The following is a 15215-nucleotide window of genomic DNA, read 5'->3' as shown; positions in this document are numbered from 1 at the left end:
GAAGCGATGAGCAGCGCGCGCGCCATGGAGCAGGACCAGGCCACCGGCCGGCTGGCGGTCACCGGCCTGACCGTGCAGGTGGCGACGCCGGCCGGCGCGCGCACCGTCGTCGACGGTCTCTCCTTCACGCTGGAAGGCGGGAAGACGCTCTGCATCGCCGGCGAGAGCGGGTCCGGCAAGTCGATGACCGCGCTCTCCCTGATGCAGCTCCTGCCGAAGCCCATGGCGCGGGTTTCGGCCGGAACCGCGATGCTCGCGGGGCGCGACATCCTTGCCCTGCCCGAGGCCGCGATGCGCGCGGTGCGCGGGCGCAGCATCGGCATGATCTTCCAGGAGCCGATGACCTCGCTCAACCCGGTCCTGACCGTCGGCAGGCAGCTCGGCGGGGCCATCTCCGCCCATGGCGGCCTGTCGGACGCTGCCATCCGCGCCCGCGCGCTGGAACTGCTCGACCAGGTGCAGATCCCCGAGCCGGCGCGGCGGCTGAAACAGTATCCGCACGAGCTTTCCGGCGGCATGCGCCAGCGCGTGGTGATCGCCATGGCGCTGGCGCAGAACCCGCAGATCCTCATCGCCGACGAGCCGACCACGGCGCTCGACGTGACCGTTCAGGCGCAGATCCTGGCGCTGATCCGCAAGCTGCAGGCCGATCTCGGGCTCTCCGTCATCCTGATCACCCACGACATGGGCGTGGTGGCGGAAATGGCCGACGACGTGCTGGTGATGCAGCACGGCCAGATGGTGGAGCACAGCCCCGCCGGCGTGATCTTCTCGAAGCCTCGCCATCCCTATACGCGCGAACTGCTCGCCGCCGTGCCGCGGCTCGGCGAGATGGCCGGGACGACCGCGCCGAAGCGCGCGGGCGAGAGCGCCGACGCGGCGAAGCCGACGCATGCCGAGCCGCTCGTCGCGGTGAAGGACCTGACGGTGCGCTTCGACATCAAGGGCGGCATCCTGCAGCGCCCCATGCAGCGGGTGCATGCGGTGGAGGGCGTCTCCTTCGACATCATGCCCGGCGAGACGCTCTCTCTCGTGGGGGAATCGGGCTGCGGCAAGTCGACCACCGGCAAGGCGCTGCTCAACCTGATCCCCTGGCAGGGCCAGATCAGCGTCGGCGGCCGCGCGACGCACGGGCTGGGCGCCCGCGCCATGCGGCCGGTCCTGCGCGACGTGCAGATGATCTTCCAGGACCCCTACGCCTCGCTCGATCCGCGCATGCGCGTCGGCGAGCTGGTGGCCGAACCCTTGCAGATCCACGGGCTGGCGAGCGGCAGCGAGCTTGCCGACCGGGTGGCATATCTGTTCGACCGCGTCGGGCTTTCGACCGACCAGATGCGGCGCTATCCGCACGAATTCTCGGGTGGCCAGCGCCAGCGCATCTGCATCGCGCGCGCGCTCTCGCTGTCTCCCAGACTGATCGTGGCCGACGAATCCGTGGCAGCGCTCGACGTCTCGATCCAGGCACAGGTGCTCGACCTGCTGCAGGACATCCAGAACGAGACGGGCATGTCCTATCTCTTCATCTCGCACGACATGGCGGTGGTCGAGCAGATCAGCCATCGCGTGGCGGTGATGTATATGGGCCGCTTCGTGGAGATGGGGAGCCGGACGCAGATCTTCGAGAACCCGCAGCACGACTACACCAGAAAGCTGATGGCCGCGGTGCCGGTGGCCGACCCGGCGCGCCCGCGCCGCGCCTTCATGGAGAAGGCGGAGGACCTGCCGAGCCCGGTCCACGCGCTCGATTACACGCCTCCCCGGCACGCGCCGCGGGACATTGGCGGCGGGCATCTGGTCTGGGAGGCGCGTTAGCGCATTCTGCGGAGACGACGCCCCTCAAACCGGTCGCGCCTTTTGTTTAACGAACGGCCGCTTCCAGGGCCGCGATGTCGATCTTCTTCATCGTCATCATGGCCTCCATGGCGCGTTTGGCCGTCGCCCGGTCGGGACTGGTCGTCAGCTCCATCAAGAGCTTCGGCGTGATCTGCCAGGAGAAGCCCCAGCGGTCCTTGCACCAGCCGCACTCGCTCTCGCGTCCGCCGTTTCCGACGATCGCGTTCCAGTAGCGGTCGGTTTCCTCCTGGTCCGCCGTCATCACCATGAAGCTGACGGATTCGTTCGCCTTGAACGTCGGACCGCCGTTCAGCCCGAGGAACGGGCGACCGAGCACGGTGAATTCGACGGTCAGCTCGTTGCCCTCCTTGCCGCCCGGATAGTCGGCGGCCGAGGCGTTCGCCCGTCCGACATGGCTGTCGGGAAAGGTGTCGGCGTAAAATGCTGCGGCCTTGCCTGCTTCGCCGTGGTCGAACCACAGGCATGTCACGAGATCGGTCATTATCGGTCTCCTCCGTTTGCTGAACCACCTCCAGAGGACGTATGACTGGAGCGCGCCCCGACAACGGAAAGCGATTTTTTTGGCCCGCCCCCGCAAGCGCCGCCGGATCGGCCGAAAACGGGGCGCTTACAGCCCCTTGGGATGCGCCATGAATTCCTCGATGATCTCCAGCGGCGGCTTCACGTAGTCCGAGGTGCGGCTGACGCCGAGACCGGTCAGGCGGCGCAGCTTGACGGCCATTTCCGCCAGCTTGACGACGATCGGGATGCCGTTGATGACCGGCGCGCCGTCTACCCGGTGCGCCTGGAGTTGCGAGAACAGCAGCATCGGGATGCCGCCGCCTGGAATGAGCACGTCGACGCCCTCGGCGACCAGCGGTTTCGCCTGCGCCTCGAACAGCGCGCGCACGGTCTCCAGCCGTTCGTCGGAGCCGAAGGCGGCAAGGATCTGGCCCGGCTCGAAATCCATCGCATGGACGCCGGTGACGCGTTCCTTCAGCCCGTATTTGCCGATCTGGTGATGGAACCAGGGGATATAGCGACGGTTGATGGTGACGATCCCGGTGCGCTGGCCGAGCTGGCAGGCATGGAGCATCGACGCCTCGCCCATGCCGAGCACCGGGATGTCCACCACCGAGCGCGCCTCGTAGAGACCGGCATCCTGAAAATGGCCGATGATGAAGGCGTCGTAGCCCTCGCGCTCGGCCTTCACCGCGTTGCAGATGACCTCGCGCGCGCAGCGGAACTCGACGATGGCATGCGCGTAGCTGTCATGCGGGGTGATGCCCTTGATGTCGATCTGCGTCCCCGGATCGACGATGGCGTCGAGATGCTTCCTGAGTTCGTCCCAGTAGGACGCGCCGTGCTCATAGTCGACATAGCTTTGATACCAGATCTTCATCGCGTCAGTTCCTGATCAGTCCCGGCAGCCACAGGGCCAGTTGCGGGAAGAAGGCGAGGAGCACGACCAGAAGCAGCGTGCAGACGATATAGGGCAGTGCCGCCATCGCCACCTTGCCGATGGTCGTGCCGGGCGGGCTGACGCCGACCATGACGAACAAAAGTAGGCCGAAGGGCGGCGTCGCGAGGCTAAGCTCCAGCGCCAGGAGCATGATGACGCCGAACCAGATCGGGTCGAAGCCGTAGACGCCGACGAGCGGCATGAAGATCGGCAGCGTCAGCATCATGATCGAGAGCTGGTCCATGAACATGCCGAGGATCAAAAGGACGAGGAACATGACCGCGAGGATCAGATAGGCGTTCAGCTCGAAGCTCGTGGCGAAGGCGATCAGCCCCGACGACGCGCCGGAGAAGGCGAGGATCTGCGAGAAGGTGGTCGAGCCGACGATGATCATCAGCATCATGGCGGAGACCTTCAGCGTGCCGGTCATCGACCTGACGACCGCCTCCCAGCTCAGCGTCCGATAGAGCGCCGACAGCGCCACCACCGAGAGGGCGCCGAAGGCCGCCGATTCCGTCGGCGTCGCCCAGCCGAGCAGGATCAGGCCGACCACGGCGAAGACGACGATGCCCATGGGGAGAACATCGACGGCGAGCGCCCGGGCGATCTCGCGGAAGCTGGCGCGCTCGGCCGCATAGCCGGGCGCTGCGTCCGGGTCGAGCGCGATCTGGACGCGGATCGTGGCGATGAACATCAGCGCCAGAACCAGGCCCGGCACGAGGCCGGCGATCAGCAGCGCGCCGACATCGATGCGCGCCAGCGAGCCGAGCAGCACCGCCAGAGACGAGGGCGGGATGATCATCGCGAGGCCGCCGGTGGCGAGGATCGGCCCCATGATCATGTGCGGCTTGTATCCGCGCTTGATCATGTCCGGCATCAGCGTCGTGCCGAGCATGGCGGTGTTGGCCATGGACGACCCCGACAGAGTGGCGAAGATCGTGCCGCCGCCCACCGTCAGGTAGGAGAGCCGCCCCTTGATGCCGCCAAAACACTTGTCGAGCGCGTCGAAGACGCGGATGGCGAGCCCGGTGTGGAACAGAAGCTCGCCCATGATGAGGAACAGCGGGACGGGCACCAGCGCGAAGCTGGTCACCGAGGTGCTGGCGTTGGCGACGAGCTGATCGATGCCGATCATGCCGCCCATGAAGATGTAGACCCCGACGATGTTGATGGCGAGGAAGGCGATCGCCACCGGCATGCCGAAGAACATCAGGAAGAGCAGGCCGCAGATCATCAGCGTCGCGGCTTCGTACCAGGCCATCAGTGCGCTCCTCCGCTGCCGGTATAGGTTTCGCCGCGCAGGAGCAGGCGCAGGAATTCGAGCGCCATCAGGCCGAACCCGCCCGAGAGCATCGCATAGAGCACCCAGGACGGGATGTTGATGGAGCGCATGTCCACGGCGCGCGACTGCACCATCTCGAGGCCCACCGCCGCAGAGCGCCAGCACAGGAGGCCGAGCGTCAGGATGGCGAGGACGAGCACGGCGCGCCCGGCCAGAAGCCGCGCGCGGTCGGGCATCGCGCCGACGAAGGAATAGATCGCCACATGGCCGTTCGTGCGCACCAGCCAGGGCGCGGCCGCCATGGTGGAGAACAGCATCACATATTCGACGATGGCGCTGGTCGACTGGAAGGGGCGGTAGCCCGTGTTGCGCAGCAGGACGTCGATGATGATGGCCACGGAGATGAAGATCAGGCTGGCCGCGCCTAGCGCCGCCAGTCCGAGGATGAGCAAGTTGTAGATGCGTAGCAGAAACATGAAGCGCGGTTCCCCGGTGCGGGAGCGGCGGCCACCCGTCCGGGTGGCCGCCGCCCTGATGTCAGCGGTCGTAATAGGCCTTGCGCAGCGCGTCGTAATGTTCCGAACCGGAATCCTTCATCCGCTTCCAGGCGCTGTCATAGGCGAGGTCGAGGAACTTCGCCTGCGCGTCGCCTTCGAGCGTGATGACTTCCATGCCGTTGTCGCGCACCGCCTTGTCGGTCTCCTCGATCACCTTCTGGAAGTTATCGTAGGAGATCTTTTCGTAGTCGGCGGCCGCATCGTTGAGCACCTTCTTCGCATCGTCGCTCAACCCCTCCCATTTCGCCGGATTGATGACCACTGCGAGATCGGTCTGGAAGAAGCCCGGGTCGATGCGGTAGCGCAGGAACTTGTCCCAGGAGAGATCGCGAATGCCGACGATCGGCCAGCCCGAACCGTCGAACGTGTTGCGCTCAAGGCCCGTATAGACGTCCGGCACCGGCACGGAGACCGGGATCGCCCCCAGCGCCTCGAAGAAGGCGTTATAGATCGGCTGCGAGCGGATGCGCTGCCCGTCGAGATCGACCCCGCCGTCATCGGTGCGCTTCGGCTCGTTGATCGTGTAGATGTAGAATTTCACGCCCGCGTCGAGATGGGCGAGCAGGTTCACGCCGAGCTTCTTGGAGAAGGCCTCCTGCATGATGGCGAAGCCGCCATTCTCGCGCGCCGCCGTCGCCGTCACCGTCGAGCCGACCCACGCGTCGGCCTCGGGCATGGTGCCGAGATAGTAGGAGGCCGGGCCGTACTGCATGTCGATGACGCCGCGGCGCACCGCATCGACCTGCTGGTTCGGCGGGAACATTTCGGGGCCGCCCGCATAGTTGATCTGGATCACGCCCTTGCCGCGCTCGTTGACGAGATCGACAAAGCCCTTGAAGCTCTGCGAGAAGGCCAGCGACTGCGGGAAGGCCGAGATAGCCCTGAGCGTCTCCTCGGCATTGGCCTGACCGGTAAAGGCGCTCGTGAAGGCGAGCGCCGCGAGTGCTGTTGCGATGAGGCCGCGCCTGAGCGTCCTGGCGTTGGTGTGTGACTTGGCTTGGTGCATGTCTACGTCCTCTCTGGTTGTCCGGCTTGTTCCGCCCGGTTCGGTTTCAGATATCGTTCGCTTGTCCCTTCAAAGCGCCCTTCCCTTCAAAGCGCTTGTCCCTTCAAAGTACTGGCGGCCGCACGAGCCCGGCATGGTCCAGCGCCTTCAGGAAGGCCGCCATCCGGCGCTGGCGATAGGCATCGACATCGACGCCGGCATAATCGAAGAAGCCCGAACCGGTCTTCAGGCCGATCCGTCCCTCCTCCATGTTCCTGCTGATGATTTCGGGCGCCGCATAGCGCTCGTCGTCGAACGCCCCGGCGAGATAGCGGCTGGCGTAGTAGAGAATGTCGCCGCCGCCCCAGTCGATGAATTCGAGCAGGCCGAGCACGCCGAAGCGCAGGCCGAAACCGTAGGTCACCGCCTTGTCCACATCCTCGGCGCTCGCCACGCCCTCCTCGACGATGCGCGCCGCCTCGTTCATCGCCAGCGCCTGGATGCGCGGCACGATGTAGCCGGGAGACGCCTTGCAGACGATCGGCACCTTGCCGATGCCCTCGAGGAATTCGCGCAGGAAGGCGGTGGTCGCCGCATCCGTCTCCGCGGCGGGGCTGAGCTCGACCAGCGGCATCAGGAAGGCCGGGTTGAGCCAGTGGGCGTTGAGGAACCGCTCCGGCGCAACCGTCAGCCCGGCAAGCTCGGTCGACAGCATGGTCGAGGTGGTGGAGGCGAGCACCGCGTCGCCGTCCGCATGCGCATCGAACAGCGCGAAGGCGTCGCGCTTGGCTTCCATCACCTCGGGCACGCCTTCGAAGACGATGCGCGCGCCGGAAAGCCCGGCTGCCGCTTCGCCGCGCGGCACGATGCTGACCCGCTGCATGATCGGCGCGACCGCTTTCGCATCGAAGGCGCCGAGTGCGGCGATCGCCTCCAGCGCCGTGCGGATCTCACCCAGCGCCTCGTCGCGCAGCGTCGCGAATGCCGCTGCATCGCGCTCCTTGGCGTCGATCAGGCGGACGGCGTGGCCGGCATAGGCGACGCACTGGGCGATGCCGCGGCCCATGCGTCCCGCGCCGATGCAGGCGATGACGGCATCGCCGGCCATCACAGCCCCTCGCGCAGCATGGTCTGCACCGTCTCGCGGCTTTCGCCGGCAAGGCCGAGTTGTTCCATGGTCCGCCCTTCGGCGCGAAAATCGCGTTCGGCGACTGCGCCGGCGATGGACAGGAGGCCCGCCGCCACCGGACAGGGAACTCCCGCCCATTCGCCCACCGAAACGAGGAAGGCGAGGCCGAGGCCGACATCCTCCAGCATGTAGCGGTGGGTCTTCAGGTCGAGATTCTCGTGCCAGTCGCCCGAGCCGACCAGCTTGTCATGCGCCAGATTGCCGTACATCCAGTCGCTGGTCTCGTAATGATCGACGAGCGGGAAATGCGGCGCGCCATAGCCCAGCGCCTCGCGGATGGCGATGCGCTCGTTGTCGAGCGCCGTATGGGTGCGGCGGATGGCCGGCTGCGTTCCCTCATTGTGAATGTCCCAGCGCTCGAAATGCTCGATGGGACCGGCATTCATGAGGATCAGCGGCGGATGGATGATCGGGCCGGCGTTCATAAGCGCGCCGGACAGCGCGTCCTCCACCGGCTCGATCGCCGCGGGGAACACGGCGGCGATGGCCTTGATCGCGTGGTCGGTATGGCGCGCTGGCAGCACGCCGGTCGGCAGGCGCGAGGCGCGCGTCGTCACGCGGACCTCGAGCGGCCCCTGCTTGCGCGTCAGCCAGGGAAGCGTGCCGGTCTCGGCGATGGCGATGTCCGCCTTCGAGCCGGCGTCGCGGATGCGCTTCATCATGATGTAGGAGCCGAACGTGCCGGGCGGCAGGTAGATCACCTGCCCGTCTTCCAGATGCGGCGCGAGGCGGGCCGCGATGTCCTCCTGGGCGAAGGCCGGCGTCGGCGCGACGATCAGTTCCGCGCCCTTGAGGGCCGCCGCCAGATCGTCGGTCGGCACGACGGCGACGGGACGGCTGCCCTTGTGGTCCGTCAGCGTGATGCCGCCGGCCGCGGCGATGTCGGCGAAATCCGCCCGGTCGCGCCGCCACCAGCGCACGTCATGGCCGGCCTCAGCGAAATCGGCCGCCGCCGCATAGGATCCATTGCCGCCACCCAGTACCACTACCTTCATCGTCGCTCTTCTCCCTTGCCCCGTAAACGGGGTGGTTGTCCCTTGCCCCCACGGGGCAATTGTCCATTGCCCCGACAGGGCAGTTGTCATTTCCCCTGGCTGATCGGCAGGACCGCCGTCGCCTCGATCTCCAGCAGCGCCTCGACCTCCACCAGCCGCGTCACCTCGACCGTCGCCATGGCCGGGAAGCAGCGCCCGAACACGTCGCGATAGGCCTGGCCCAGTCCCTTCGGGTCGGACAGATAGTCCTCCACGCTGCGCACGTACCAGGTGAGCCGTGTCAGGTGCTCCGGCCCCGCCCCGGCGACGGCCAGCACGTCGCGGATGTTGCGGAAGGTCTGGTGCGCCTGCGCGACGAACCCTTCCGGGAAGCGGCCCTCGGCATCCCATCCGACCAGCCCGCCCGTGTAGATGATGCCGCCATCGGTCATGACGGCGTTTGCGTAGCCCTTCGGCGTCGGCCAGCCCTCGGGCTGGAGGACCCGGTGGAGCAGCGTCGCCGGCGCGCCGGCGGCGGGCTTCGCGGGCGCGCTCATGACGTGGGTTCCCCCGGTTCCGTGGCGCCGGCCGGCGCGGCTCCCTCGCACAGCGCATGAATGCGCTTCAGGGCCTGTTTCAGCAGAGCCGCCTCGCCCGGCCGCATCTGCTCGACGATCGTCCGCTCGTGCCGGCGCGCCGCCTCGACCAGCTCTTCGCCAAGCCGGCGGCCCTCCGGTGTCAGATGGACCCGGACGCGCCGGCGGTCGCGGTCGTCGCTGCGCCGCTTCACCAGCCCCTTAATCGCCATCTGATCGACGATCTTCGTCAGGCGCGACTGCTCGAACAGCGAGAGCTGGGCGAGTTCCGTGACCATCTGCCCGTCCGTGTCGATGAGGCAGGCGAGGATCCGCCACTCCGGCACCCTGAGGCCCCTCGCCCGCACCTGCGCGTGGAAAGCGGCGCTCGCCACGTCGCTGGCGGACGCGAGCAGGTAGAGCAGGTATTCGCCGACGAACCCGGCATTGCCCGAAACCTCGATACCGCTTTCTTTCTTGACGATGGTGTTCATGACCGTCCTGTCACATGGAGTTCGGGATCAGGAGCGCCATCGCGGGGATCGCGATGAGCAGCCCGAGCCGTACGATGTCCATCGCCACGAAAGGGACGATGCCGGCGAAGATGCGTTCGATCGGAATGTCGGGCGCCACCGTGCGCATGACGAACACGTTCATCCCGATAGGCGGCGTGATGAAGCTCAGCTCGGTGGCGATCACCACGAAGATGCCGAACCAGATCGGGTCGAAGCCGAGGCCGGTGACGATGGGAAACAGGATCGGCACCGTCAGCGTGATCATCGAGATGCTTTCGAGCAGGCAGCCGAGCACCAGATAGACGAGGACCACCATGAAGATGACCTGGTACGGCCCGACGCCGAGCGCGTTGATCCAGTTCCTGAGATCGCCGGTCAGCCCCGAGAAGTTGACGTAGTTCAGGAAATACAGCGCGCCGAACAGGATGAAGAACATCACCGCCGTGGTCTTGGCCGTGTCGAACAGCGTCGACAGCGTGGCGCGCAGGGTGAGCCGGCCGCGCAGGAAGGTCAGCAGGAAAGCGCCCCCCGCCCCCATGCCGGCCGCTTCCGTCGCGGTGAACACGCCGAGATAGATGCCGCCCAGCACGAAGACGAACAGCGCCAGCGCCCAGACCACGCCGCGCAGCGCGCGGATGCGGTCGATCAGCGGCAGCTTCGGCTCGGTCTCCAGATGCTCGCTGTACATGACCAGCGAAAGGCGCACGGCGATCATGTAGCCGATGATGCCGACGATGCCCGGCAGGACGCCCGCCAGGAACAGCTTGCCGATGTTCTGCTGGGTCAGGATGCCGTAGATGACGAGGATCACCGAGGGCGGAATGAGAATGCCGAGCGTCCCGCCGGCGGCGATGGACGACGCGGCCAGCCGGTCCGAATAGCCGTATCTGCGCATGGCCGGCAGCGAGATGCGTGCCATGGTCGCCGTGGTGGCGAGCGACGAGCCGCAGACCGACGAGAAGCCGCCGCAGGCGACGATGGTCGCCATGGCGAGCCCGCCCTTGCGGTGGCGGAGCCACGCATTGGCGGCGGCGTAGAGATCGCCGGCGACGCCCGACTGGACGACGAGATTGCCCATCAGCAGGAACAGCGGAACCACGGACAGGGTGTAGCTGCGCCCGCTGTCGAAATAGACCTGGCCCAGCATGGCCAGCGCCGGCTGCCAGCCGATGATCGAGACGACGCCGACGAGCCCCACCGCCGTCATGGCGAAGGCGATGGGAACGCCCGCGAAGATCAGGGCGAGCAGTGCCGCCATGCCGAAAGGCCACGCCATCAGACGCCCCCGCCATCGCCCTTGGGCAGGCTGAGCAGCGCCATGACGAAGGTCACGATCGAGCAGATGCCGGCGATGACCGCCGTCACCTGGGCGAAGGGCCCGAGCGGCGTGCGCAGATACACGGTCACCTCGCCATAGCTCGCAAGCTGCGTGCCGTGCTTCCAGAGCTGCCATGCGACGACGCCCAGAACAGCCGAGACGATCAGCCGGGCTGCGATGAGCTGCAGCTTCGCGGCGAGACCGCGCAGGCTCGCCGTCAGGAGATCGACGCTGATATGCCCGTCATCCAGGCAGACCGCAGGCAACCCGACGAAGACGATTCCCATCAGCAGCATCTCCGTATATTCGGCCGCGCCGGGCAGCGGGCTTGAAAGCAGGTAACGGCCGATCACGTCGACCACCGTGACGAGTGTCAGCGCGACGAGAAAGGCGCCGCAGAGAACCGCGGTCGCCAGTCTTAACCACCGCCGGACCCGCAGAGCGATCTGTCCGGAGGGCGCGGCCATTATTCAGCCGCCACCGTTGCGATTTCCTGCTTCAGCTTGGCGAGCATGGCGTCGAAATCGGCGCCCTTCGCCTTGTAGGCCGCGGCGAGGTCGTCGAACATCGGCTTGGTCTTTTCCTCCAGCTCGGCCATCTCCGCCTCGGTGGCGTCGTGGAACGTCACCGTATCGGCGATGACCTTCATGCCGGCGGCATCGGCCGCATCCCAGGCCTGGCCGGCCATGCGCGAGAATGCCTCGCCCGAGACTTTCTCGATTGCCGCCTTGTCCTCGTCGGAAAGGCTGTCGAACTTGGCCTGGTTCATGACGAAGAAGAAGGAGACGTTGTAGAGGCCGCCGGGCACGCGCAGCGCCGTGTCGACGAGACTTTCCAGCTTGAAGAAGGGCACCGATTCCACGGGGAAGAAAATGCCGTCGGCAATGCCGCCCGACAGGATCTCGTAGGATTGCGGCGACGGCGCCTGGATCGACACCATGCCCATGGCCTCGGCCAGCTTGTTGGTGATGTTGCCGGCGACGCGCACCTTGGCGCCCGACAGGGCGGACAGCGGCTCGACCGGCTTGCCCTTGGTGAACAGCAGGCCCGGCCCGTGGCCGAACACGCCGAGCACCTTGGTGCCGCGATGCTCACCGGCCTCCGCCAAATCGCTCTCATAGAGACGCCAGAAGGCGACCGACAGCGCTTCCGACGTGTCGGCGAGGAACGGCATCTCGGCGATCTCGGTCAGCGTGAAGCGGCCCGGCGTATAGCCGTGAACGCCGAAGGTGAGATCGACCGCGCCGTTGGCGGCGAGATCGAAATGCGCCGGCGGCGGGCCGAGAGGCGCGTCGAGGATCTGGACCTCGATGCGCCCGTTGCTCGCTTCCTTCAGTTGCTCCGCCCACGGCACCATCATGTCCTTGACGATGGGATGGGACGGCGGAAGCCAGTTCGACATGCGCAGGACCGTCTCCTGCGCCGTCGCGCCAAAACTCAACCCAAGCGATAGAATAGATGCAGATACAAGCGTTCTTATGATCCTGGCCATCGTGTTCTCCTCCCTGATGGCATTCCCTCAACATGAAGGCTTCCACAAGATCGAGCGCTCTTCAAGCTTAAAAAGATGAAATTTCACTTTTTTAAGTTTGAAGCTTGACAGGGAGAAATATGCAATTTCATATTCTTCCGACCATGGAGGATGGCCAACGCGAGTGCAGGCCGAACGAAGTCCCCATGGCGGGAGGAGGATTTCGACGATGGGTGAACTCAGGCTCAGGGTGCTTGAAACGACGGCGCTGACGGCGCAGGTCAGAACCCTCGAGCTGGCTGCCGAGAACGGCGGCACGCTGCCCGGCTTCACGGCCGGCGCGCATATCCGCGTCACCCTGCCCGACGGCACCGACCGGCACTATTCGCTCGTCAACACGCTTCCCGACACGGCCGCCACCGCGCAGCCCGCCACCTATCGCCTGGGCATCCGCCTGGAGGAGGACGGCAAGGGCGGCTCGCGTCACATGCACGGCCTCGCCGCCGGCGACGTGATCGATGCCTCCCTGCCCCGCAACGATTTCGCGCTGGCCGACACCGACGCCCCCGTGCTGCTGATCGCCGGCGGCATCGGCGTGACGCCGCTGATCTCGATGGCCTCGGAACTGAAGGCGAAGGGCCGCCCGTTCGCGTTTCACTATGCCGGCCGCTCGCGCGTCCTGCTCGCCTTTGTCGACGAGCTCGCTGCCATCGACGAGGGCGCGCTGACCATTCACTGCGACGACGAACCAGAGACCTGCATCGACCTGAAAGCGCTGATCGGCAGGGCGCCGGCGGAGGGCCATATCTATGTCTGCGGCCCGCGCGGCATGATCGAGGCGGTGCGCGAGATCGCCCATGCGCGCGGCATCGCCAAGGACCACGTGCATTTCGAACTGTTCGACGCGCCCAAGGCGGAGACCGGCGACCAGCCCTTCGAGGTGGAGATCAGCTCGACGGGCCAGGTCTTCACCGTCCCGCCCGGCAAGTCCATCATCGAGGTGCTGGAGGCCGAGGGCGTCGACCTGATCTACGATTGCCAGCGCGGCGACTGCGGCATCTGCCAGACGGCGGTGATCGAAGGCATCCCGGACCACCGAGACGTCATCCTCACCGATGACGAGCGCGCCGCCAACGACGTCATGCAGATCTGCGTCTCACGCGCCAAATCCAGCCGCCTCGTCCTCGATCTCTAGAGCCGGGACGCAGCATCAGAAAGGGAGCACGCCAGCCATGAGCCGATATGCCAGCGACCGCAAAGCCATCGAAGCCCTGGTGCGCCCGACCGAAGTGCATCGCGACATCTATATCGACCAGGATGTGTTCGAACTGGAGATGAAGCATCTCTTCGCCAACACCTGGGTCTTCGTCGGCCATGACAGCCAGACACCAAACAAGGGCGACTATTTCACCACCGAGATCGGCACGCAGCCGGTCATCATGGTTCGCCATTCCGACAACGAGATCTACGTCCTGCACAATCGCTGCCCGCACAAGGGCACGAAGATCGCCATCGACCGCTCAGGCAACACAGGAAAGTTCTTCCGCTGCCCCTACCATGCCTGGTCGTTCAAGACCGATGGCTGCCTGCTCGCGATCCCGCTGCGCAAGGGCTACAAGGACACGGGGCTCGAGGAGAGCGAATCCGTCAGGGGCATGGCGCCGGTCGGCGCGGTGAAGAACTATCGCGGCTTCGTCTTCGCCCGCCTCAACGCGGATGGCCCGGATTTCGAGACCTTCTTCGGGGATTCGCTGAGTTCTATCGACAACATGGTGGACCGCTCGCCGGAGGGCCGGCTGGAGGTGGCCGGGCCGCCGCTGCGCTACATGCACCGCTGCAACTGGAAGATGCTCGTCGAGAACCAGACGGACACATGCCACCCGATGGTGGCGCATGAAAGCTCCGCCGGCACGGCGATCCAGCTCTGGGAGGCGATGGACAAGCCCGAGGGCACCAAGAAGCCGATGGCGATGGAGGTCATCGCGCCCTTCATGAGCCCCTATGAGTTCTTCGAGAACATGGGCATCCGCACCTGGCCGAACGGCCACGGCCACACCGGCGTGCATCACTCGATCCATTCCGACTATTCCGCCATTCCCGGCTACTACGAGCAGATGGTCGAGGCCTATGGCGAGGAGCGCGCGCAGGCGATCCTCGGGGAAAACCGGCACAACACGGTCTATTTCCCGAACATCATGATCAAGGGGCCGATCCAGCAGCTGCGCCTGTTCAAGCCGGTCGCCGCCAACCGGACGCTGGTCGAGAGCTACATCTACCGGCTGGTCGGCGCGCCCGACATGCTGCTTGAGCGCACCGCCATGTACAACCGCCTGATCAACGCGCCCACCTCCATGGTCGGCCATGACGATCTGGAGATGTACGAGCGCGCGCAGGAGGGGCTGCATTCCGACGGCCTCGAATGGGTCAACGTACAGCGGCTCTACACGCCGGGCGAGGATTTCGACGAGATCGCTGTCGAGAACGGCACCACCGAGCGGCAGATGCGCAACCAGTTCCACGCCTGGAGCAAATACATGACGATGACGATGGAAGGAGACGCGCGATGACCTTCCCGACCCGCGACGACCTGATCGACTTCGTCTACGAGGAAGCGCGCATGCTGGACGACGGCCGCTTCGACGAGTGGCTCGACCTGTGGACGCACGACAGCTACTACTGGATGCCGCTCGACTACAACCAACAGGACGACAAGCACGTCACCTCGCTGCTGCACGAGGACGCCTTCATGCGCAAGCTGCGCATCGAGCGCTTCAAGGGCGAGCGCACCTTCTCGCAGAAGCCGAAGACGCGCTGCCACCACGTGCTGAACCGCCCCTTCGTCGACCAGATGGACGAGGCGAAGGGCGAGTATGTCACGCACACGGCCTTCCATTATGCGGAGACGCGCCTCGACGACCAGATCCTGCTCGCCGCCACCGCGCGGCATGAGCTGAAGCTGATCGACGGCCGGCTGAAGATCACCCACAAGCGCGTCGATCTTTTGAATTCCGACGCCGCCTTCGGCAACATCCAGATGTTCCTCTGAGACGGCGG

At 66.0% G+C, this 15215-nt stretch carries 16 protein-coding genes; 4 read left to right on the top strand and 12 right to left on the bottom strand.

Annotated features, from left to right (window positions below; all coding sequences use genetic code 11):
* The first annotated feature begins 6 nt into the window (after window positions 1-6).
* Window positions 7-1812: an ABC transporter ATP-binding protein gene (locus NA2_RS14570; RefSeq protein ID WP_008597751.1), complete on the top strand. Its 1806-nt coding sequence runs from the start codon at window positions 7-9 to the stop codon at window positions 1810-1812.
* Between the two features lie 46 nt (window positions 1813-1858).
* Here the strand turns inward: NA2_RS14570 and NA2_RS14565 are convergent, their stop codons facing one another.
* From NA2_RS14565 to NA2_RS14510, 12 genes are all read right to left on the bottom strand, one after another.
* Window positions 1859-2335, bottom strand: a complete 477-nt coding sequence (locus tag NA2_RS14565; protein ID WP_008597750.1) for a VOC family protein — start codon at window positions 2333-2335, stop codon at window positions 1859-1861.
* Between the two features lie 126 nt (window positions 2336-2461).
* On the bottom strand, window positions 2462-3235 hold the full coding sequence (locus NA2_RS14560) for an aspartate/glutamate racemase family protein (protein ID WP_008597749.1): 774 nt from the start codon (window positions 3233-3235) through the stop codon (window positions 2462-2464).
* 4 nt (window positions 3236-3239) lie between these two features.
* Window positions 3240-4556: a TRAP transporter large permease gene (locus tag NA2_RS14555; RefSeq protein WP_008597748.1), complete on the bottom strand. Its 1317-nt coding sequence runs from the start codon at window positions 4554-4556 to the stop codon at window positions 3240-3242.
* Window positions 4556-5053, bottom strand: coding sequence for a TRAP transporter small permease (locus tag NA2_RS14550; RefSeq protein ID WP_008597747.1), 498 nt, complete (start codon window positions 5051-5053; stop codon window positions 4556-4558). Before NA2_RS14550 ends, NA2_RS14555 begins: the two co-directional genes overlap by 1 nt.
* A 61-nt stretch (window positions 5054-5114) precedes the next feature.
* Window positions 5115-6140: a TRAP transporter substrate-binding protein DctP gene (gene dctP, locus NA2_RS14545; RefSeq protein ID WP_008597746.1), complete on the bottom strand. Its 1026-nt coding sequence runs from the start codon at window positions 6138-6140 to the stop codon at window positions 5115-5117.
* Between the two features lie 103 nt (window positions 6141-6243).
* Entirely contained in the window at window positions 6244-7227 is a 984-nt protein-coding gene (locus tag NA2_RS14540; protein ID WP_008597745.1) for a 3-hydroxybutyryl-CoA dehydrogenase, read from the bottom strand.
* Window positions 7227-8303 (bottom strand): NAD/NADP-dependent octopine/nopaline dehydrogenase family protein, encoded by a 1077-nt coding sequence (locus NA2_RS14535; protein WP_008597744.1) that lies wholly within the window; start codon window positions 8301-8303, stop codon window positions 7227-7229. The genes NA2_RS14540 and NA2_RS14535 overlap by 1 nt, the downstream gene beginning before the upstream one ends.
* Before the next feature lie 86 nt (window positions 8304-8389).
* On the bottom strand, window positions 8390-8839 hold the full coding sequence (locus NA2_RS14530) for a RidA family protein (RefSeq protein WP_008597743.1): 450 nt from the start codon (window positions 8837-8839) through the stop codon (window positions 8390-8392).
* Window positions 8836-9351 (bottom strand): MarR family winged helix-turn-helix transcriptional regulator, encoded by a 516-nt coding sequence (locus tag NA2_RS14525; RefSeq protein ID WP_008597742.1) that lies wholly within the window; start codon window positions 9349-9351, stop codon window positions 8836-8838. Before NA2_RS14525 ends, NA2_RS14530 begins: the two co-directional genes overlap by 4 nt.
* Before the next feature lie 10 nt (window positions 9352-9361).
* Window positions 9362-10648, bottom strand: a complete 1287-nt coding sequence (locus tag NA2_RS14520) for a TRAP transporter large permease (RefSeq protein ID WP_008597741.1) — start codon at window positions 10646-10648, stop codon at window positions 9362-9364.
* Window positions 10648-11157: a TRAP transporter small permease gene (locus tag NA2_RS14515; protein ID WP_008597740.1), complete on the bottom strand. Its 510-nt coding sequence runs from the start codon at window positions 11155-11157 to the stop codon at window positions 10648-10650. The genes NA2_RS14520 and NA2_RS14515 overlap by 1 nt, the downstream gene beginning before the upstream one ends.
* Window positions 11157-12092 carry a TRAP transporter substrate-binding protein gene (locus NA2_RS14510; RefSeq protein ID WP_008597739.1) on the bottom strand — a complete coding sequence of 312 codons (936 nt, stop codon included), beginning with the start codon at window positions 12090-12092 and terminating at the stop codon, window positions 11157-11159. Before NA2_RS14510 ends, NA2_RS14515 begins: the two co-directional genes overlap by 1 nt.
* A gap of 298 nt (window positions 12093-12390) precedes the next feature.
* On the opposite strand from NA2_RS14510, the gene NA2_RS14505 reads away from it, so the two are divergent.
* The 3 genes from NA2_RS14505 to NA2_RS14495 are packed head-to-tail and all read left to right on the top strand — an operon-like array spanning window position 12391 to window position 15207.
* Window positions 12391-13356 carry a PDR/VanB family oxidoreductase gene (locus NA2_RS14505; protein WP_008597738.1) on the top strand — a complete coding sequence of 322 codons (966 nt, stop codon included), beginning with the start codon at window positions 12391-12393 and terminating at the stop codon, window positions 13354-13356.
* Between the two features lie 37 nt (window positions 13357-13393).
* Window positions 13394-14728, top strand: coding sequence for an aromatic ring-hydroxylating dioxygenase subunit alpha (locus NA2_RS14500; protein ID WP_008597737.1), 1335 nt, complete (start codon window positions 13394-13396; stop codon window positions 14726-14728).
* Window positions 14725-15207 carry an aromatic-ring-hydroxylating dioxygenase subunit beta gene (locus NA2_RS14495; RefSeq protein WP_008597736.1) on the top strand — a complete coding sequence of 161 codons (483 nt, stop codon included), beginning with the start codon at window positions 14725-14727 and terminating at the stop codon, window positions 15205-15207. Before NA2_RS14500 ends, NA2_RS14495 begins: the two co-directional genes overlap by 4 nt.
* Window positions 15208-15215: the final 8 nt, after the last annotated feature.

The sequence above is a fragment of the Nitratireductor pacificus pht-3B genome (genome assembly GCF_000300335.1).
Taxonomy (GTDB): domain Bacteria; phylum Pseudomonadota; class Alphaproteobacteria; order Rhizobiales; family Rhizobiaceae; genus Nitratireductor; species Nitratireductor pacificus.
The sequence above is the reverse complement of the archived record's forward strand: the minus strand, read 5'-3'. Positions and strand labels throughout refer to the sequence as shown.